At 61.5% G+C, this 19,395-nt stretch carries 23 protein-coding genes; 12 read left to right on the top strand and 11 right to left on the bottom strand.

All coding sequences use genetic code 11. The features are described from left to right. Positions 1 to 76: 76 nt before the first annotated feature. The gene (gene purH / locus MW046_RS04305; protein WP_247994336.1) at positions 77 to 1,654 is read right to left on the bottom strand and encodes a bifunctional phosphoribosylaminoimidazolecarboxamide formyltransferase/IMP cyclohydrolase; all 1,578 of its coding nucleotides are present in this window, start codon (positions 1,652 to 1,654) and stop codon (positions 77 to 79) included. A 164-nt stretch (positions 1,655 to 1,818) separates the two neighbouring features. On the opposite strand from purH, the gene purB reads away from it, so the two are divergent. After that, positions 1,819 to 3,186, top strand: a complete 1,368-nt coding sequence (purB, locus tag MW046_RS04300; RefSeq protein WP_247994335.1) for an adenylosuccinate lyase — start codon at positions 1,819 to 1,821, stop codon at positions 3,184 to 3,186. A gap of 62 nt (positions 3,187 to 3,248) precedes the next feature. Continuing rightward, positions 3,249 to 3,608 carry a DUF5518 domain-containing protein gene (locus MW046_RS04295; RefSeq protein ID WP_247994334.1) on the top strand — a complete coding sequence of 120 codons (360 nt, stop codon included), beginning with the start codon at positions 3,249 to 3,251 and terminating at the stop codon, positions 3,606 to 3,608. On the opposite strand, the gene MW046_RS04290 is transcribed toward MW046_RS04295, so the two are convergent. From MW046_RS04290 to dapA, 6 genes are read right to left on the bottom strand one after another with little or no spacing between them, the layout of a single operon-like run. Then, complete coding sequence (locus tag MW046_RS04290) at positions 3,597 to 4,670, bottom strand: M20 family metallopeptidase (protein WP_247994333.1); 1,074 nt, start codon at positions 4,668 to 4,670, stop codon at positions 3,597 to 3,599. The genes MW046_RS04295 and MW046_RS04290 overlap by 12 nt on opposite strands. Further along, positions 4,670 to 5,533, bottom strand: coding sequence for a diaminopimelate epimerase (gene dapF / locus MW046_RS04285; protein ID WP_247994332.1), 864 nt, complete (start codon positions 5,531 to 5,533; stop codon positions 4,670 to 4,672). Before dapF ends, MW046_RS04290 begins: the two co-directional genes overlap by 1 nt. 35 nt (positions 5,534 to 5,568) lie before the next feature. Further along, the gene (lysA, locus tag MW046_RS04280) at positions 5,569 to 6,792 is read right to left on the bottom strand and encodes a diaminopimelate decarboxylase (protein WP_247994331.1); all 1,224 of its coding nucleotides are present in this window, start codon (positions 6,790 to 6,792) and stop codon (positions 5,569 to 5,571) included. 32 nt (positions 6,793 to 6,824) lie between these two features. Continuing rightward, on the bottom strand, positions 6,825 to 7,667 hold the full coding sequence (locus MW046_RS04275; protein WP_247994330.1) for a 2,3,4,5-tetrahydropyridine-2,6-dicarboxylate N-succinyltransferase: 843 nt from the start codon (positions 7,665 to 7,667) through the stop codon (positions 6,825 to 6,827). Further along, positions 7,664 to 8,419, bottom strand: coding sequence for a 4-hydroxy-tetrahydrodipicolinate reductase (gene dapB / locus MW046_RS04270; RefSeq protein ID WP_247994329.1), 756 nt, complete (start codon positions 8,417 to 8,419; stop codon positions 7,664 to 7,666). The genes MW046_RS04275 and dapB overlap by 4 nt, the downstream gene beginning before the upstream one ends. Continuing rightward, the gene (gene dapA / locus MW046_RS04265; RefSeq protein WP_247994328.1) at positions 8,416 to 9,342 is read right to left on the bottom strand and encodes a 4-hydroxy-tetrahydrodipicolinate synthase; all 927 of its coding nucleotides are present in this window, start codon (positions 9,340 to 9,342) and stop codon (positions 8,416 to 8,418) included. Before dapA ends, dapB begins: the two co-directional genes overlap by 4 nt. A gap of 341 nt (positions 9,343 to 9,683) precedes the next feature. Between dapA and MW046_RS04260 the strand changes: the two genes are divergently transcribed. Next, positions 9,684 to 10,175 (top strand): LabA-like NYN domain-containing protein, encoded by a 492-nt coding sequence (locus MW046_RS04260; RefSeq protein ID WP_247994327.1) that lies wholly within the window; start codon positions 9,684 to 9,686, stop codon positions 10,173 to 10,175. Here the strand turns inward: MW046_RS04260 and MW046_RS04255 are convergent. Beyond that, on the bottom strand, positions 10,120 to 10,692 hold the full coding sequence (locus MW046_RS04255) for a GNAT family N-acetyltransferase (RefSeq protein WP_247994326.1): 573 nt from the start codon (positions 10,690 to 10,692) through the stop codon (positions 10,120 to 10,122). The genes MW046_RS04260 and MW046_RS04255 overlap by 56 nt on opposite strands. 100 nt (positions 10,693 to 10,792) lie before the next feature. Next, positions 10,793 to 11,728: a universal stress protein gene (locus tag MW046_RS04250; protein WP_247994325.1), complete on the bottom strand. Its 936-nt coding sequence runs from the start codon at positions 11,726 to 11,728 to the stop codon at positions 10,793 to 10,795. An 85-nt stretch (positions 11,729 to 11,813) separates the two neighbouring features. Here MW046_RS04250 and hisI point away from each other — a divergent pair, with 85 nt between their 5' ends. Genes hisI through MW046_RS04235 form a run of 3 tightly spaced genes read left to right on the top strand, consistent with a single transcriptional unit; the run spans position 11,814 to position 14,153 of the window. Beyond that, positions 11,814 to 12,209 carry a phosphoribosyl-AMP cyclohydrolase gene (hisI, locus tag MW046_RS04245; protein ID WP_247994324.1) on the top strand — a complete coding sequence of 132 codons (396 nt, stop codon included), beginning with the start codon at positions 11,814 to 11,816 and terminating at the stop codon, positions 12,207 to 12,209. Between the two features lie 8 nt (positions 12,210 to 12,217). Continuing rightward, on the top strand, positions 12,218 to 13,330 hold the full coding sequence (locus tag MW046_RS04240) for a DUF7118 family protein (protein ID WP_247994323.1): 1,113 nt from the start codon (positions 12,218 to 12,220) through the stop codon (positions 13,328 to 13,330). A gap of 34 nt (positions 13,331 to 13,364) precedes the next feature. Beyond that, entirely contained in the window at positions 13,365 to 14,153 is a 789-nt protein-coding gene (locus tag MW046_RS04235; RefSeq protein WP_247994322.1) for a sugar phosphate isomerase/epimerase family protein, read from the top strand. On the opposite strand, the gene MW046_RS04230 is transcribed toward MW046_RS04235, so the two are convergent. Next, positions 14,154 to 14,942 carry an SDR family NAD(P)-dependent oxidoreductase gene (locus MW046_RS04230; RefSeq protein ID WP_247994321.1) on the bottom strand — a complete coding sequence of 263 codons (789 nt, stop codon included), beginning with the start codon at positions 14,940 to 14,942 and terminating at the stop codon, positions 14,154 to 14,156. Between the two features lie 67 nt (positions 14,943 to 15,009). Continuing rightward, the gene (locus MW046_RS04225) at positions 15,010 to 15,663 is read right to left on the bottom strand and encodes a helix-turn-helix domain-containing protein (protein ID WP_247994320.1); all 654 of its coding nucleotides are present in this window, start codon (positions 15,661 to 15,663) and stop codon (positions 15,010 to 15,012) included. An 85-nt stretch (positions 15,664 to 15,748) separates the two neighbouring features. Between MW046_RS04225 and paaA the strand changes: the two genes are divergently transcribed. The 6 genes from paaA (at position 15,749) to MW046_RS04195 (ending at position 19,368) form a co-directional block, all read left to right on the top strand. Further along, the gene (paaA, locus tag MW046_RS04220; RefSeq protein WP_368411417.1) at positions 15,749 to 16,657 is read left to right on the top strand and encodes a 1,2-phenylacetyl-CoA epoxidase subunit PaaA; all 909 of its coding nucleotides are present in this window, start codon (positions 15,749 to 15,751) and stop codon (positions 16,655 to 16,657) included. Positions 16,658 to 16,659: 2 nt separating this feature from the next. After that, a complete protein-coding gene (gene paaB, locus MW046_RS04215; protein WP_247994804.1) occupies positions 16,660 to 16,974 on the top strand; it encodes a 1,2-phenylacetyl-CoA epoxidase subunit PaaB in 315 nt (104 codons plus the stop codon). After that, positions 16,974 to 17,825, top strand: coding sequence for a 1,2-phenylacetyl-CoA epoxidase subunit PaaC (gene paaC, locus MW046_RS04210; RefSeq protein ID WP_247994318.1), 852 nt, complete (start codon positions 16,974 to 16,976; stop codon positions 17,823 to 17,825). Before paaB ends, paaC begins: the two co-directional genes overlap by 1 nt. Continuing rightward, positions 17,815 to 18,258, top strand: a complete 444-nt coding sequence (gene paaD, locus MW046_RS04205) for a 1,2-phenylacetyl-CoA epoxidase subunit PaaD (protein ID WP_247994317.1) — start codon at positions 17,815 to 17,817, stop codon at positions 18,256 to 18,258. The genes paaC and paaD overlap by 11 nt, the downstream gene beginning before the upstream one ends. Beyond that, a complete protein-coding gene (gene paaE, locus MW046_RS04200; protein WP_247994316.1) occupies positions 18,255 to 18,431 on the top strand; it encodes a 1,2-phenylacetyl-CoA epoxidase subunit PaaE in 177 nt (58 codons plus the stop codon). Before paaD ends, paaE begins: the two co-directional genes overlap by 4 nt. Positions 18,432 to 18,528: 97 nt before the next feature. Next, positions 18,529 to 19,368, top strand: a complete 840-nt coding sequence (locus MW046_RS04195) for a rhodanese-like domain-containing protein (protein WP_247994315.1) — start codon at positions 18,529 to 18,531, stop codon at positions 19,366 to 19,368. Positions 19,369 to 19,395 lie beyond the last annotated feature (27 nt).

Raw genomic sequence — 19,395 nt, 5'->3', positions numbered from 1 at the left:
ATACAAACTTAAACTTATTTTACTTACATATTTATATTATTGATTATGGATCGGTGACGTGATATCCGATCCGTATTCAATCGTGTCTGAAACACCGCTGTCCGGTGAACATCATCGCCATATCCAGTTCGTCTGCGGTCTCGATCACGTCGTCGTCATTGACTGAGCCGCCGGGTTGGATGACGGCTTCGATGCCGTGGTCTGCTGCGGCTTCGATCCCATCGGGGAACGGGAAAAACGCGTCGGAGGCCATCACTGCCCCGTCCGCGGATTTGTCTTCGGCATGCTCGTCGGCTTTCATGCCCGCGAGTCGGACGGCATCGACGCGAGACACCTGTCCCATTCCGATGCCAACAGTTTCAGTGTTGTCCGCGAACACGATGGCGTTGGATTTGACGTGTTTGATGACCGACCACGCGAACAGCATCGACTCGATCTGCTCTTCGGTGGGCGTTCGCGCGGTGACGATTTCCACGTCGTCGCGGGTGAGCCGCTGTCGGTCACGCTCTTGAACGAGTCGCCCGCCGACGATCGGTTTTTCGATGAGCGTCTCCGTTCGTTCGTACGCAGTCCCCACGTCGAGTACCCGGAGGTTCTCCTTCGAGCGGAGCACATCGAGCGCGTCCTCGGTGTAGCCGGGCGCGATGACGACCTCCTTGAACGAGTCGATGATCCGCTCTGCGGTGGACACGTCACACTCCCGATTCAGCGCCACGATCCCACCGAACGCGCTCATCGGATCGGTAGCGAGCGCGTCAGTGTAGGCCTCGGCAAGCGTGTCTGCCGTCGCACAGCCAGCCGGATTGGTGTGTTTGATGACGGCCGCTGCCGGCTCCTCGAACTCCTTGATGAGGTTCAGCGCGCCATCGGCGTCGTTGTAGTTGTTGTATGAGAGATCCTTCGCGCCCTCGTTCAACTGCTCGGCGTGTGCCACGCTCGCCTCCTCACAGGTGGGATCCGCATACAGAGCGGCGTCTTGGTGTGGGTTCTCGCCATACCTGAGCGAGGCGACACGATCGCCGGTGTCGAGGCGCCGTTGGGGGAACTGCTGTCGTTCGTCGCCCTCGATGTGGACGGTTCCGTCCTCGACTGTGAGTCGATCCTCTGCGAACGCCCTGACAGCCCGGGGATAGGCGACGAACTCGCCGTCGTACAGCACGCGGTCTTTCAGTTCTGCAGCCGTGTCATCTTCGTACACTGGCACCGGTTCCTGAGTAACGATAGGGCCGCCGTCGATCTCCTCGGTGACCACATGCACCGTACAGCCCGTCATTCGAACGCCAGCATCGAGTGTATCGTTCCATGCATCCATCCCTTTGAACGAAGGGAGTAACGAGGGATGGACGTTCAACGTCAACGGTGTTTCATCCAGAAACGTCCCCGTCAGCACGCGCATATATCCATCCAAACAGACGAGATCCACCTCGTACTCTCCAAGCCGGTCGAGGATCCGGCGCTCGTGGGTCTCGCGGGATTCGTTCGCTTCTCGTTCGACGACTTCGGTCGGTATCGTGCGGTCCGCAGCGTCTTCGAGTACCGGTGCATCGGCGTCGTTGGTGAGGATCACCGAAAACTCGGTCCCACTCGGTTCCTGATCGGCGATGTTCAGGAGGTTTCGTCCACGGTTACTGGCCATTCCGGCGATGCGTACCATACCCATCACGCGGAGTCGGGACGGCAAAGAAATATCGATCTATCAGCAGGGTCGTGTATTATCGACTCGTATGTTCGATAAAGATATGCACAAACATGAATATATTCGTGGGAGTTCGGACGTGGGTTCGACACGCTTTTTCGGTGGCCCGCCACAGATCCGGTATGGAAAGCGCTCTATCAGCCGTTTCGCCGCTCGATGGCCGGTATGCGTCCACTACATCGGAGCTGTCTCCGTATGCGAGCGAGGCAGGGCTCATGCGGGCGCGCGTTCGCGTCGAAGTCGAGTATCTCATCGCGCTCGCGGATCTCGCGGCCACGTCGCTATCGATCGACGCCCCGGATCGTGCGGCGCTGCGGGAGTTGTACGAGTCGTTCGACACCGACAGCGCGGCGCTGATCAAGCAGATCGAGACCGATGGATACGGTGAGTACGCCGCGACGAACCACGACGTGAAGGCGGTCGAGTATTTCATCCGCGAGTCGGCCCCCGAGTATGGGCCGTGGATCCACTTCGGTCTCACGAGCGAGGACGTGAACAACCTCGCCCACCGGTTGCTTGTGGTGGGCGCGCTGGAGGAGGTGCTTCGTCCTGATCTTGCCACCGTTCGGGATGCGTTGGTCGAACACGCTCACGAGCACCGCGATCTCCCGATGCTCGCTCGAACCCACGGCCAGCCCGCGACGCCGACCACGTTCGGTAAAGAGATGGCGGTGTACGCCGCTCGACTCGGTCGGGCCGTCAGCGCGCTCGATGCTGTCGAGCTGTCCGGTAAGCTGGCGGGCGCGAGTGGCACGTACGCCGCCCACCACGTCGCCTACCCCGACGTGGATTGGCAGTCGTTCGCCCGGTCGTTCGTCGAGTCGCTCGGACTCACCCACACCCCGCTTGCGACGCAGGTCAACCCCTGTGATGATCTCGCGTCGCTGTTCGACGCTCTTCAGCGGATCAACGACGTCCTGCTCGATCTCGACCGAGACATCTGGCTGTACGTCAGCGATCGCTATCTCGGGCAGAAGGCGACGGCCAGCGAAACCGGCTCCTCGACGATGCCCCACAAGGTGAATCCGATCGATTTCGAAAACAGCGAAGGGAACCTCTCGAAAGCCAACGCCGACCTCTCATTTCTGTCGGGGTATATCACCTCTTCGCGGCTCCAACGCGACCTCTCGGATTCGACTGTCAAACGCAATATCGGTGCCGCGTTCGCCCACTGCCACATTGGATACACGAAACTCGACACCGGTCTCGGGAAGATCGTTCCGAACGAGCAGGTCATGCGTGAGGAACTGGAAGCAACCCCCGAGATCATCGGCGAGGCGGTTCAAACGATCCTCCGCCGGGAGGGCCACGGGGACGCATACGAGCGCGTCAAATCCCTGACTCGTGACCAACGCGTCACAATCGGGGATTTCCACGAACTGTTCGACGAACTCGACGTGGACGAGGACGTGCGAGAGGAACTCCACGCGCTTGCCCCCACGGCGTACACCGGACGGGCAAGCGATCTCGCCGACTCGGTAGACGAGTAGTTCCGTCGACGGTACGGCGGCTCCCCCCAAACGCTTATATTATTCACCACCTACGTTATGAAATGATAGCCAACGCTCTCGTCGGTGCCGTCGTCACGGCCGTATCGTGGTTCGTCATCGGCCCGGCGGGCCCGATCCTCGGCGGCGGTGTCGCCGGTTATTTGGAGACCAAAAACGGCCCGACAGTCGGCGCACTGTCGGGGGTTATCGCGTCGCTCCCCATCGCGGTGGTGGTGCCCATCGTCGGGACCGCACTCGTGTTCGTGCCCGATGCGCTTGTCGGGCTGGGTGTGCTCACCGCGTTCGTCGTGTTCGTCGGCGGGACGATCGTCAACGCTGCACTCGGGGCGATCGGCGGGTATCTCGGAGTTTACACCCGATCAGAGCTGATCAGCGGGTCGGGCGGACGGTCAGCTCGGTGATCCGAGCAGCGATCCAAGCGCGCTCTGAACGATGGTGGCGGCCCGTTCGATCGCCGGTCGGCGGACGTACTCCCGGTCGGCATGAGCGACGGCTCCCTCCTCGTCGGTGAGCACACCGGGACCGAACACGACCGTCGGGGCAGGGGCGAAGTAGGACGCCTCCGTCGCTGCTGTGAACGGTCCCACCTCCCCGTTACCGGCTGCCATCAACGCCGCTACGAGGTCGCAGTCCTCGGGCGTTGCGAACGCCTCCAAAAATGGCGTATCGCGGTCGGTGAGCGAAAACGCACAGTCGGCGTCAGTTCGTTCCGTGAGGTGATCGTTCAGAGCCGTCTCGAATCCCGCAGCCGTTTCGGGGGGGACGCTTCGCCGATCGACAGTGATGGTACATCGGTCGGGGATCTGATTCACGGCGCTCCCCCCGCGAACGACGGTCGGCGTAAGCGTCGGCCCACCGAGCACGGCATGGGTATCGGGACCTCGTTGTCGGTCGAACGAGCGGACCGCAGACAGCACGTCTTCCCCGGCGGCGACCGCGTTCACGCCCGCCTCCGGATCGGCGGCGTGGGCGTTCGTTCCATGGATCGTGATCGTTCCTTCGAATCGGCCTTTCGCGGCGGTACACACGTCGAGACCGGTCGGCTCGCCGACGATGTAGCCGTCTCCGTCGAGCTCGAGGGCGGCTGCGCCAGCCGACGTGGTCTCTTCGTCGGGCGTGAGCGCGAGCGTGAGCCGTCCACGGTCGGGCTCGGCCGCGAGAAACGCGGCCACCAACGCCGCGAGTGGTCCCTTCGCGTCACAGGCACCCCGCCCGTACACGACGTCCCCCTCCCGACGAAACGGAACGTGAGGCGGAACCGTATCGAGATGCGTGTTCAACACGAGGTGTGGTCCGGACGCAGCTCCGGACTTTTCTGCCAGCGTGTTGCCCGCATCGTCGACCGTCGGCTCCACTCCCTGCTCACACAGCGCTTCCACCACGAGATCCCGCATCGCGTCCGATGATTCGTGTGATGGCGTTTTGACCGCTCGCTCGTGAAACGCCAATGGATCGAACGCCATCAGCTGATTCGACGGGGTTCGGCGACGGGCAGTTCGGTCGCGTACGACTGGGCGACGGAACCCGCTAACGTCGTCCCGTCAGCCGAAATCGTCACTTCGAGTGTACCACCTTCGGGACACACCGTGACCGATTCGCTTCCGTCGATGCGTCCGAGCCGCCGAGCCGCGGCAGCGATCGCGACCGCGCCCGTGCCACAGGACGCCGTTTCGTCCTCGACGCCCCGCTCGAACGTACGCTGTTCGAAGACGTGTCCCGGGCGCTCGGCGTCTTTCGAGGCGATCGTCACGTTCGCACCCTCCGGAAACACCGATGCGTTGCGAACGGATGGACCGATGCGTTGGAGATCGACATCCGCCACGTCATCGACGAACGCTACTGCGTGTGGAACGCCTGTGTTAACAGCTGTCACGGTGAGGTCGTCGATAGACGCCTCGATAAGCGGCGACTCTTCTGCTAGGGGGACCGTATCGGGATCGAACGACGGTTGGCCCATCTCGACACGTACCGTCTCGTCTCCGACCGTCGCCCGTCGGGTGCCCGCAAGCGTATCGATCATCAGTTCGTCTGCCCCCGTTTGTTCGGCGGCCCATGCCGCCGCACACCGCACGCCGTTACCACACATCGTTGCGACGCTTCCGTCGGGCTGGACGAGCGTCATCACCACTCGTGGCGGCGAGTACTGCTTCTCTAGCGCGAGGAACAACACACCGTCCGCACCGGTCGTCTCCGTGTCTGGTTGGCTGATCCCGGTCTCGCGGTCGCAGTATTTGATGGCGAACGCACGACGATCGGGAACGGTGAGTGCGGCATCGACGACGATGAAATCGTTTCCAGTTCCGTGGTACTTTTCTACGTGAATCATGATTCAGTCGAATTGGTTGTGGTTCTATCGTTCAGCTATCGTTCCAATCGGGTGAGATCAGAGATCGTCTCCCGCCGTGCGATGCGGTCGCCAGCCAGCGAGACGACGGCCGGTCGCGGCCGAGAGTTGTACTGGCTGGCCATCTCGTAGCCGTACGCCCCAGCGTTTCCGACCGCGAGCACGTCGCCGTACCGTGGATCGGGCAGCGATCGATTCCGGTCGAGCACGTCGGCAGTCTCACAGATCGGCCCGGCGAGAAGACACGACCGGGACGGTCGGGCATCCCCATCCGGAGCGAGGCTGTGGATCTCGTGGACGGCTCCGTACAGCGCGGGTCGGAGTAGCGTCGTCATTCCCGCATCGACGCCGACGACGGGTGTTTCCGGCGTGGGTTTCACCGCCGTCACGGTCGTCAGGAGCACTCCGCTATCGGCGACGAGATACCGGCCCGGCTCGATCGCAAGCTGTGCGTTACAGCGATCGAACGCCTCTCGCGTGGCCGCTGCCACGGCGTCGAGATCGAGCGGCGGCTCTTCAGGATCGTACGGAACGCCAAACCCCCCGCCGACGGCGACGAAATCGAGTCCACCCACCTGTCTACCGAGTTCGGCCATCCGTCGGACTAGCTCCCGGTGGGCCGAGAGATCATCTCCCGAAATCCCGCTTCCAGCGTGGGCGTGAAGGCCGACGAGATCGACCGCGGGCATCTCCGTTCGGATTGACGTGCAAACGTCGGGGACCCGGTCGTAGGGAATCCCGAACTGCGGTGCGTCGCCGGTCGTGACTTTCGCGTGGTGGCCAGCACCGACGCCGGGGTTGACGCGCACACAGATGTGACCGGCGAAGTCCCGGTCTCGAAGCCGATCGAGCGTATCGAGTGCGCCGATCGTGGTGACGAATTCGTGGCCGCGAGCGAGTTCCACGACGTGATCGAGGTCACGGGCGGGCGGGTTGACGGCGGTGTATCTGATCCGGTCGCCCGAGAATCCCGCGTCGATCGCCCGCTGCACCTCGCCCGCAGAAGCACACTCAGCACCGAGTCCGCACTGCTCGACGGTGTCGAGTACGGCCCGGTTCGTGTTCGCTTTGAGTGCGTAGCTCACCTCGGCCTCGGGGAAGGCTGTCCCAAGACGGTCTGCGTTCTCACGAATCCGATCGGGATCGATCACGTAGAGCGGCGTGCCGTGCTCGTCCGCGAGCTCCCGGAGTCGACCGTCCGGCCAGTCGGCCAGTCGTCGCACAGGTGGATTCGTGGTCATCTCTTCACAGGCGGGTTCGTGGTCATGTCGTGTTACTCCCGGAGCGCTGCCTCCCGTTCGGTTCCTTCGAGCGTCGTCGTCTCGATGTCGGTTGCGACGACCGCCGGTTTGTACGCTCCGCCTTCGAAGAGATCGTGCTCGCCGACGCCCGATTCGACAAAGCGCGTGAACGCTCGTCGCTCGGGAGGCAGTCGGCCGTAGCGGATCTCCTCGTCGACGAGATCGTACACCGGGATTCGTGGCGTGAGTAGCGTGTTTTCCCCCACGACACAGCCCTCGCCGACGACGAATCCGGACGTTACTCGACAGCCTGCACCCAGAGAGACGTCGTCTTCCACGACAACTGGCGCGTTTTCGACCGGTTCGAGAACGCCCCCGATCAATGTGTTCGCGCCGAGTTTCACGTTGGCACCGATCTGTGCACACGAGCCGACGGTGTCACAGGAGTCGACGAGCGTGCCGTCGCCGACGTACGCGCCGACGTTGACGAACGCTGGACTCATCAGGATGGCGTCACTACCGACGTACGACCCACGTCGGACCACCGTTCCGTCGGGCGTGTTTCGTGTTCCTCGGCCGGGGAGATCCCCCGTTTCGCGCAACGGGAGTACGTCGTGGTACGTGACATCGCCGTATGTGTGGCTTCGGATCTCTCGCAGTCCGAAGTTCAACAGGATCCCGCGTTTGACCCATTCGTTGGCCGCCCACTCGTCGCCCTGTCGTTCGGCTGCGCGGATGTCGCCGGTTTCGAGCGCGTCGAGGAACGCATCGAGCGTTGCATATTCCTCTGTGCCTGCCTCGCTAGCGGTCACTTGGCCGTTGTCATAGCGCTGATACAACTCCGTGATCTCCGATCGTAACGAATTCGTACTCATGTGTCTGCGATTACCTCGCTGAACGTGTACCGTCTCGGCTCTCGTCCGTGAAGCCACGCTGCGGCATCGAGTGCTCCCGCTGCGAACACGCGGCGGCTTTCGGCCCGGTGGGTCAGTGTGAGCACTTCATCGTTGCCGGCAAAGACGACCTCGTGCTCGCCACGGATCGATCCCGCACGCAGGACGTGAACACCGATCTCGCCGTCGTTCCGGGGCTGGATCCCGTCTCGACCGTAGACGCGCTCGGTGGCGTCGGTCTCCTCCTCGATCGCATCGAGCAGCGTGTTGGCCGTTCCACTCGGTGCGTCACGCTTTCCGTTGTGGTGGGTCTCGGTGAGTTCCACGTCATACCCCGGAAGGGCCCCAGCCGCCTCGCGGACAAGCGCGAGCAAGCCCTGTACGCCGCGCGCGAAGTTTGCCGCCCGCAGCACGGGAACCACGTCGCTCGCTCGTTCGATACGATCCAGTTCCGACGCTTCGAATCCGGTCGTTCCGATCACTGCGGGCGTTTCGGTCTCCACGCACGCATCGAGGAATTCGACGCTCGCCGCTGGGACGGTAAAATCGATCAATGCGTCGACCGACCGTTCGGCCAGTACCGACGGCAGGGTCTCCGGTTTGCACGTACTAACCGCTTCATCGACGTCGGTGAACGTCTGTGAAACTGCGATCGTTTCCACGCCGCGGTCGCTCGCCAACTCGAGTATCGTTCGGCCCATGCGGCCCGACGCCCCCGTCACCGCGACTGTCATGAATGGCCCTCACGTGCGGGCTGTGCTTCGAGCGGTTCGAACGGTTCGAGCGATTCGAGGACGCTGGCAAGCTGTTCGCGGTTCTCGGGACTGAGGGGCGACAGCGGCGAGCGCAGGCGCTCTGGGGCGTGTTCTCGGATCTCCATCGCGGCCGTAACCGGAATGGGATTCGTTTCGAGGAACAGCGCCCGAAACAACGGACCGAGTTCGTGGTGTAGCTCCCGAGCGCGATCGTACTCCTCCTCAAGGGCGGCGTGCACCATCGCACACATCCGTTCGGGTTCGACGTTGGCTGCGACGCTGATACAACCGGTCGCACCGATGGCGAGCATCGGCGTCGTGAGTGCGTCGTCGCCCGAAAGTACCGAGAACGTCTCATTCCGCGTGCGTTCGATGATCTCCGTGACGCGGTTGAGATCCCCGCTGGCGGCCTTATATCCAACCACGTTCTCGTGGCTGGCTAGCGAAACGGCCGTATCGACGGCCACGTTCCGCCCGGTGCGGCTCGGGACGTTGTACACGATCTGTGGGAGGTCCACCTTGTCGGCGATCGTTCGGAAATGCTCTTCCATGCCGGCCGGTTCGGGGTTGTTGTAGTATGGCGCGATGAGCAACAGTCCATCGGCACCCGCATCCGCTGCACGAGCTGCGAGATCGACCGCCTCGTGGGTCGCGTTGCTCCCAGCCCCTGCGATCACGGGCACGTCGGTTACCGCCTCGACGACCGTCTCGATGACTTCGATGTGCTCATCGTGGGTCATCGTCGCGCTCTCGCCCGTCGTGCCGACGGGAACCAGCCCGTCGACGCCCGCAGCTTCGAGACGCTCTGCCTGCGCAGCGAGCCGGTCGTGATCGATGCTGTACTCGTCCGTAAACGGCGTCGTCATCGCTGGAAAGACGCCTGTGAACGGTTCGTGTCTCATTCGTTTTTACTTGATCTGCTCGGTGTCCAGTCGGTGTCACACTACAACGTTATCAAAAACAGCCCGCGACGGGGTGCCAACCCGCCATGGACCCGTCGCTACGGGCGTTTTGTTTTCCTAGGGCGAACCCGACGGTCACACCCGGTGGCAGTTGGGGATGTGACGACGTGCATGTCTGTAGAGGTGCGCTAGGACGACTTAGCAATTGTGCCACCCCCCAATACCTGCCAAATTAATATATTCTGATAATATCTATGAGCATTTTAATCGTGTGTCGTGCATTGAGTATCACTGTCAGGAGAATACGAAAGTCTATCCGCGTGGACGGTCGTATACGGCGTATGCCACCGTTGCATTCGAGCCAGCGCGTCGCGGTGCTTGCCGACGCGCAAAATCTCTACCACAGTGCTCACAGTCTTTTCTCACGGAACGTCGATTACGACGCCGTACTCGAACAGGCAGTGTACGAGCGGGAGCTGGTTCGCGCCATCGCATACGTCATTCGGGCGCACTCTCCCGACGAGGAGCGGTTTTTCGAGGCGTTGTCTGATATTGGATACGAAACGAAAAGCAAGGATCTGAAAACGTTCGCCGACGGAACGAAGAAGGCCGACTGGGACGTCGGGCTGAGTCTCGACGCCATCACGCTCGCACAACACGTCGATGCGATCGTGCTCTGTACCGGCGATGGCGATTTTACCCGTCTCTGTTGGCACCTCCGCCACGAAGGCGTCCGGGTCGAAGTCATGAGTTTCCGTCCCTCGACCTCTGAGGATCTCATCGACGCCGCCGATTCGTTCGTCGATCTGGCCGGAGACGAGTATTTGCTGTGAACGACGCTCCGTCTACCAGCGATTTTCGGTAAAACAGCAGCTCGAACGGGTCGCCCTCCCATCGGCGGCGTTCGGTCCGTACCTGTTCGAAGCCGTTGGTCTCGAAAAACCGCCGTGCGCCTGTCTGTGCAGGTGTCGTATCGAGCACTATCTCCGTAAAGCCCTGCTCGCGCGCGCGGCGCTCCACTTCCTCGCAGACGGCTTGGCCGTACCCGTTTCGTTGGTGAACGGGATCGACGCGCAGCCGTTTCAGTTCTGCGGTCGTCCCAGAGCAGTCAAGGACTTCGGTGATGTGGCCCGTGGCTGGCCGGAACGCGCCCATCGCTACGATCCGATCATCGATCTCACCGACGAGAAAGTCGCCGTCCGTGAGATACGTCTTTTCGACGGCGTCGAGATCCAGCTCCGGCACTCCCTCGATGAACCCACCCGCCGCTCGTAACGCGGTCTCGTGGAGTTCGCGGACACGGTCGTCGTCGGCAGGGCGGTACTGACGGAGGTCGAGAGCAGTAGTCATACACACGATTCGTGTCTGCTATTCTAATAGTACGTTGTCATTCACTCACGACCGAACGGACCGAGGCTCTCGATAACAGTGTTACGCAGACACGACGACATCAACTTCGCCCGAACTGTCGCAGCCAGTAGTTGAGCGTTGAGGTCAGTCGGTCGCCGCGTTTGGTTACGATGACCGTGCTTCGGGCGTTCCGGCCGACTTTTTCCGGTGTTGGACCGACGACTAACCGCTGGGTCCACGTTCGATCGGTCGCACCGAGGACAGTTATGTCCCGATCGCCGGTCGCTTCGATGATGGCTTCGGCCACCGATTCGGTCTCTTTAACCAACAACGACACGTCAGAGACCGGTTCGAGCAGCTCGCCGATAGCGGTCACTTGTCGGTGAGCGTCGGTTCGCTCTGCGGGCGTTGGATCGGTTCCGATGAGCCGAAGCACGTCGATCCCGGCGTCGTTGGCCACCGCGATCGCGCTCGCCACGCTCGCCGCAAGCTCGGTGTTCGGGCCTTTCCCCGCCGGAAGCAGTATGCGCTCGACCGAATCGGCCGTGTGCCCGATCTTCTCGACGAGGACGTCACACGGTGCGCGCGTCACTACTCGGTCGACGTTTCGCCCGAACACCGCCTCCGGGCGACGACGATCGTGCCAGCCAAGCAACACGGCGTCACACCCGAACTCCGAAACGGCCTCGCCGATGGCTCGGGGAACGTCGTGGGCGACCAGCAACCGTCCACGGATCGGAACGCCGGAGCCATCCGCCATCGCTATCGCACGGTCGAGTATCTCTCGGCGATCACCACTGAACTCCCGTTTGATGAACTCGTCGGTGAACAGCGAGAACGGGGAGCTACGGGGTTTCGTGATGACGCTCACGATGAGGACCTCCCCATCGTTGTCGGCTGCGAGATCGAGTGCCGTACGGAGCAACTGCTCGACTGGAGTCGGCGTTTGGAGCGCTACGGCGATTCGGTAGTCGACCGACGGGAGTGTCTCAGTCTTAGTCGTGACTCGTTCTCCGGGCGGTCTCACGTTCTCCATGTTGTAAGTTATCACCAAGCACCGAAAAGTGTTCCCGAATTTCGAGGACAAAAGGACTATTCACTGACCGTCCATTCGATCGGTCATGACCGTCGATCTCACCTTCGAGGATGGACTGATCCCGGCGATCGCCCACGACGCCGAGTCCGGACGGGTTTTGATGTTCGCGTACGCCTCCCCGGAAGCCGTCGAGCGAACCCAAGAAACAGGGTTGGCGCACTACTATTCTCGCAGTCGGGAGGAACTCTGGCAGAAAGGAGCGAGCAGCGGCCACGTTCAACACGTCGAAGAGATCCGAGTCGACTGCGACAGTGATGCGTTGGTGTATGAGGTCGAACAGGAGGGTGGTGCGTGTCACACAGGTTATGAGAGCTGTTTCCACCGGACGGTCGAAACGGTCGAGCGGACGGAGTCGACGGTTGAGGTTTCGACCGCTGAAACGGGCGAGCAACTGTTCGATCCCGAGGAGGTGTACGAGTAACGCGTAGTATGTCGGATGCAGTCGAGACGCTCCGAGACGTCGTCAAGGAGTACGATGCGGTGTGCGATCGCGTCGAATCGATCGGCGTCAAGGATCTGAAGGCAGTCAGTACGGCCTATCACGACGTGATCGACCTGTTCGATCGGTATGAGGAGCGAGCGACCGACTGGGACGATTTCGAGGGCTACGTCGAGTTTCAAGAGAAACTGGTCGATCAGATCGAGGGATTACCGGAGGGGTTGCCCGAACGGGAGGCCTTCGAGGCGGCCGACGAGCAACTCCACCAGCAAACGCTCTCTGCCGCGGAGTTCGACCGCGCACGGTCGGCGCTACGACCCGCCGCCGAGTACGCCGAGCTGTTGGATCGATACCGAGAGCTACGAGAACGCTACGACGATGCACGCCACGCGGTTACCCAACAGCGCGATGCGACCGTCGAACGGATCGAGCGGCTCGAACGGCTCCGCCGGTTCGAAACGGTCGATCTCGACGCCTCGGTCGATCAGATTCGAACGCCGATCGAGCAGTACAACGACACCGTCGATACAGCGTTCGAGACGTTCCGCACTGAGGCGAGCACCCGAGAGGTACTATCGCTTGTCGCCACGACGGAGCAGTATCCGCTCGTCGACTACCGCCAGCCGCCACCGGCGCTGTGTGAGTTCGTTATGACACACGAAGCGGGCACCGAACCGATCCCGACGCTGCTTGAGTACGCGGACTACTCCCGTTCGAAGTTGAGTCATTACGTAGACGATCCACAGGCGCTTCTCAGCGCCGTACGGACGAACCGCACGTATCTGAGCCGTCTCGACGGCGGCCCGCTCGAAATCGCGTGGCCACCACCCTCTGCTGGGGCCCTTCGGTACCAGATCCGCGAACGCATCGCCGTCGCCGGTCGGTTCGCCCCCGAGAAAACGGTGCCACAACTCCGAGAACTACGGTCGCTGTGCAAAAACGCGGCGTACGAGCGGCTTCGGGAAACCGCCGTCGCCCACGAACGGCTCGACGACGACGACCGCGAGCGCATCCGAAATGACTCTGTCGATCGTGATCTCGAACGAGCGCGGGAGAAACGTCAACAGCTCGATGCAGTGCTCGAAGAGCAACGAATTTCGTGACAAGCTCTTTTTGGAATGATTGGTAAGGTAGTACATGCGTTCACTGCGACTTGGCTTTACGCTCGGACTCGAACTCCCGTTCAAGCAGACGATCGAGTGGGCTGCTGAGGAGGGGTTCGAGTTCGTTGAGATCCTTCTCGACGGTCGATACGCCCGCGAGCGTATCGAGGATCGCAGCGAATCGATGCGCACATCCCTCTCCGACGCTGGGCTGGGCGCCGTGGTGCACCTGCCGTTCGTCCCCGATCCCGGCTCGCCGTTCACGCCCGTTCGAAACGGCGTGATCTCGGAATTCACGGCCGGGATGGAGCTGGCGGTCGATCTTGGTGCCGAAAAAGTGGTTTTTCATCCATCTTCGGATGCGTGGGAGCTGGGCTGGTCCGAATCCGAGTGCCGGGCGTTCGTCCATGAGAGCCTCGACGAACTGATTCCCGCCGCTCACGAGCACGGACTCACCCCCTGTCTCGAAAACGTCGTTTCGAGCTACTACGATGTCACTTCGTTCCCGGAGCTGCTGGACCGGTACCCCGACGCGTCGATGACGTTCGACACTAGCCACGCGCTGCTCGCCGGGATGGCGGAACCGGAGATGGCCCAGTTCTGTCGGGAGCACGCCGACCGGATCGATCATCTCCATCTCGTTGACACCCGTGACGGCGACGAACACCTCCCTGTCGGGATGGGTCACATCGATTTCGCCACGGTGTTCGAGGGGATTGCGGACGCCGACTGGTCGGGCACCGCGACGCTCGAAGTCGGCACTAACGATCTAGACACCATCGCGCTCGGCAAGCGCCACGTCGAGGCGTTACTGGCGGACTGATCAACAGATCTGCCAGCCGCCATCGACGTGGAGTAACTCCCCGGTGATGTAGCTCGCGTCGTCACTCGCGAGAAAAAGATACGCACCAGCAACGTCCTCGGGATGTCCGGCTCGACCCATCGGGATCGGCTTGAGAAAGGCGTTCTCTTGTGCGCCAGTCGTCGCCTCTTCGGTCCATCCATCGAGGAACTCCGTGGCGATCTGGCCGGGAGCGACACCGGCAACCCGAATGTCGTGTTCGGCAAGTTCGAGCGCCGCGCCGCGTGTAACCATCCGGATCGCTCCTTTCGTCGAGTCGTACTGTACCTGTCCGAACTGCGCGAGCGAGGAACTGATCGACGCCGTGTTCACGATGACGCCTCCCTGCCCCCGGTCGATCATGTCGTTGGCGGCGGCTTGACAGCCGAAAAACACGCCACGAACGTTCACCGCGTGGATGCGGTCGAACGCTTCGGGTGTGAGTTCTCGCAACGGTGTTTCGATGTGTAGCCCCGCATTGTTCACCATCACGTCGACGCCGCCGTACTCACGGGCCGCCGTGACGAGCGATTCGATGGCGTCGGGGTCGGTCACGTCAGTCTTGACGTACTCCGCCGTCCCGCCGGCCGCATCGATTAGCTCGTGGGTCGGCGTGGTTTCATCAACGTCTTTCGGCTCGGCCCGAACATCACCGATCAACACAGTTGCACCCGCATCGGCGAACCGGAGCGCAGTCTCTCGACCGATCCCCGAACTCCCTCCAGTCACGATCACCGTCTTCTCATCGAAATCATAGGTCGGCTGTCCCATGGGTCGTGTACACTAGTCATCAACATAGGTGTTAACGGCGTATCCGAAACCGAATCGAGTGCACCGATCACCGAAACAGTTGGGTGAGAACCGCTCGTTCGGCCCGTCGGAGCCGCTCCAGAAACGCGGATTTGCTCACCCCGAGCTCGGCCGCGACCGCAGCCGCGTCGGCGTTTCTCGGAAGTTCGAAATAGCCCAACTCGATCGCCACACGCAGCGCCTGTTCCTGTTTTCGTGTGAGATCCCAGCGCTGTGTGATGGCCGTCCGTTCGTGTTCGTGTTCGTGCGATCCCAGGGGATACACCCGCCGAAGCGTGACGCCGACCGTTTGGCCAGCCCGGTCCATCACCCCTTCGAGCACGTCGTACCCGACGACGGCACCCCTGACGGTCGCGGTTCCGTTCCGATAGCCGAGCGACTCGATCAACAGGCCCTCACTCACTAGCTCGTGAACCACGCATGGATGCTTCGAGAGACACCGGTAGTTCGTCCGGCTGTCGATCAGCACACGGTGGAGATACCGAACCCGATCGTCCGCTTCCAACACATCCGTGAGCCGATCGGCCGCTTGGGACACACCGAACCGTAGCAGTGCGTATCCGTCGGACCGTAACTGAGGGGGCTGTGCCGTTACCGGCACGTCGACCCTCCGGGTGGCCTCCGCGAGCGGGCAGTCATCACCCCGTATTTCGAACTCCACGACGAGACACTCCGAAATCACGTGTACCGATACCGTTGGTATGTTATAAAACCCGCTCATGTGGGGGGTAATTCGTATGATAGTCCATCACAAACATCCGGTCGTAATGAACGTCGAGGAGGTCACAGAGCGGGCCGAACCACGGGCGTTCAGTCCCCACGACGACATGCCCGAGGAGTACCGCAAAGCGGCGACGCGGATGATCCAGTTTCACGCCAATTCCGAGATCATGGGCGCGTATCTCGAACGGCCGTTCATCCGTCAGGCACCGAGTCTCGATCGGAAGCTCGCGTTTTCGGCGAAGGTCCAAGACGAGATCGGCCACGGCCAGTTGCTGTACCGGGCTGCGGAATCGCTCGGAATCAAAACGCGCGCGGAAATGTTAGACGAGCTGGCCACAGGTGAGGGAAAGTTCCTCAACTGCTTTCATTATCCCATGACCGAGTGGTGGGAGACGCCGATGATCGCCTTCTTCGTCGATGGAGCGGCGATGCGTCGGCAGGCGACGATCAAACGCACCAGTTGGGAACCGTACGCCCACGCGATGGACAAGATCTGTTTCGAGGAGGGATTCCACATCAAACACGGCGAGGACATCATGCGTACATTGGCGACAGGGAGCCGTCGGGAACAGCAGTTGCTACAGGAGGCGTTCGAGGAGTGGTGGCCGCGCATCCTGCAGTTTTTCGGACCGACGGACGATCGGAGCACCCACCACGATTTCTCGGAGCGCGTGGGGTTGAAAACGATGAGCAATGACGAACTCAGACAGGCGTTTCTGAACGCCTACCTCCCGAAGGCCCAGAAATACGGACTGGAGATTCCCGACGAGCCACGGATCCGCAAGGAGGACGGACGATACATCGTCGAGGAGGACGATCTCGATTGGGAGGAGTTCTGGGAAATCGCTAGCAACGAGTATGCGGGTAGTCACGAGCAGATCGATTCCCGAGCCGCCACACAAGAGGCGGTGGCGTGGGTCAGAAACGCGATCGATCGGTCCGAGCAACCATGACTATGATCTGGGAAGTGTTCAGACAGGAGCAAGCGGGCGAGTATCACACCCACTGTGGAAACGTTCACGCACCGGACCGAGAGATGGCGCTGTTGTTTGCACAGATTCAACACGCACGCAGAAAGCCGACCAACAGCTTGTGGGTCGTTCCCCAGGCGGAAGTGTCGGCAGTCGACGCCGACACCGACGACGTCGAGTTCGGTGGGACGACCGACAAATCCTACCGGTGGGTGTCGGCCTACAACGTTGATGTCGAATTCGCCGAGGAGATCGAAACGTCCGACCGCGAGCAGCGCAAAGCGGAGGGTGAACGCTGATGCCAGCAGACCAGCGTTCCGGGCCGGATGAACTGACCGACCGTCAGCAGGCGGCCGTTGAGGCGCTGTTGTTCTCGCTGGCCGACGACGAGTTCGTACTCGCAGAACGATACACCGAGTGGCAGGTACGCGCACCGACGCTTGAGTCGGATCTTGCGCTCTCGAACATCGCACAGGACGAGTTGGGACACGCGCGGTTGTGGTACGACCTCCTCACAGAGTTCGGTTACACCGAATCCGAACTGCTCTTCGAGCGCCCCCCGGCCGATTTCACCCACGCAGCACTCGTAGAGCTCCCCTTCGATGACGGCGATTGGGCCGATGCAATCCTCCGAAGCTATCTGTACGACACCGCCGAACGGCTCCGGTTGACAGCGCTCGAAGACGCTTCCTACTCCCAGATCGCGGATCGGATCGGGAAGATCATGGGTGAAGAGTCTTATCACCGCGAACACGCCGAAAATTGGCTCGAGCGGCTGTGTGCGGATCCAGACGGTCGTGCGAACGTGCAGGCGGCGACGGATCGGTTGTTCCCGTATGCGGTGGCGCTGTTCGAACCGGTCGATGCAGATCACGAGGCAACGATTCAGGAGTTCGGTCTCCGATCCGAATCACTCGACGATCTGCGCGAGCAGTGGCTCGCGATCACCGTACCGTTTCTCGATTCGCTCGGCGTTCGGCCCCCCGTTTCGGAGGACGGTTCCCTGCCGGAACTTCCTGCTGCCTACGGGCGCGGCGGTGAACACACCGATCATTGGCCGGTGCTCCACGAGGAACTGACCCGAACGTACCGCGAGCTAGATCGAACGAACACCCGTACGATCACGAACGGTTCCGACCATGCCGGATAATCCATCACCCTCGGTCGAGTCCCCCGACGAACCGCAGACTGGGTACTGTCCGTACACGCAGTACGAGTACGAGCGCGACGGCACCGCCGATGATCTCCCTGCAACCGGCGAGTCGGCACGCGGTCTGAAACGATCAGTGTGGGAGGCGCTGTATGAAGTAGAGGACCCGGAAATGCCGATCAGCGTCGTCGATCTGGGATTGATCTACGGCGTCGAGATCGAAGCCGATCACGTGCTGGTCGAGATGACGCTCACCTACACCGGCTGTCCGGCCCGCGAGATGCTGCTTTCGGATGTCCAGAGCGCTGTCGAAGCGGTCGAGGACGTCGAGGACTGTAGCGTGCGACTCGTGTGGACGCCCGAATGGTCGCTCGAATTCATTACCGAAGACGGTGCGAACGCGCTCGAATCGTTCGGGGTGAGCGTCCCATGAGACGATCCGATCCCCCAGATCCGAGCGTCGACACCGACCGATCGGCTAGCGGGATCCGATGTCCGTACTGTGAGGGGACGAACACGAACCGTGAGCACCCAAAAGGACCGTCGCTCTGTCGCTCGATGCATTTCTGCCACGATTGTGAAGAGCCGTTCGAAGCACTCCGCTAGATCCACGGCCCCCCTACGAACCGGCTGTGTGAATAATTCTCAGGACCGACTATCCGATCAATAACGTAATACCGTCTCATGCGCAAGTTAACTCACGATGAACGGTCGAGCGTTTACTCGTCGCCGCCTCATCCAGTTAGCCGGGACATCGGTGGTAGTCGGTGTCAGCGGCTGTTTGGCTTCCGACGATGGGGAGAGCGACGCCGACGGTTACGCACCTCCGTCCGTGACACAAACGACGCAAACCAACGAGACCATGAGCGCTATGGGGAACGAGAGTTCCTCCCCAACACCGGTGGATGAGGACTCGTTTAAAACACGGCCGACGCGAGGCGTGTCTGTGCCGCTCGTACCGACCGATGTCGCGTACGCGTGGTATCGCAACCGGGAAGCTCGATTCGTGGATGCCCGCAACGGGGGGTATAACGAATCCCACATCAGTGGTGCTGTACGTAGCCCTGCCCCGAACGGACAGACAAGCGACGATCCGGTCGAAAGCTGGCCGAAATCGGATCGGATCGTCACGTACTGCCGGTGTCCCCACCACATGTCGGCACTCCGTGCTGCAAACCTCATCAACCAAGGCTACGAACGGGTGTACGCCCTTGATAAAGGGTTTGATGACTGGATCGAACACGGCCATCCGATCGCCGGGTCGAACGTCGAGAAACAGCCGAATCGACAAACTATCACCGGCACAACCGCTCCGAAGTTCGCCGGTGAGACGGCGTGGGCGTTCCATCGCAAATCCGACCAACAGGAAGCGACGGGGATCGAGAAAAGTGGACAGTACGTCCTCAACCTGCCCTTTTATGACGTTACTGATGACTCGATGATCGAGATCAAAACACCGGAGTACACCATCGAGAAATCACTCGGAGAACTGACGAGCGCCACCATCACGCCCGCCGGAACGCTGTCTCAGAACGTCCAGTAGCGCTGAACGCAACATATAAAATACACG

The organism is Halocatena salina (genome assembly GCF_023115355.1).
Classification (GTDB): Archaea; Halobacteriota; Halobacteria; order Halobacteriales; family Haloarculaceae; genus Halocatena; species Halocatena salina.
Note: the sequence above shows the minus strand (reverse complement) of the source record. Positions and strands in the feature narration are given on the sequence as shown.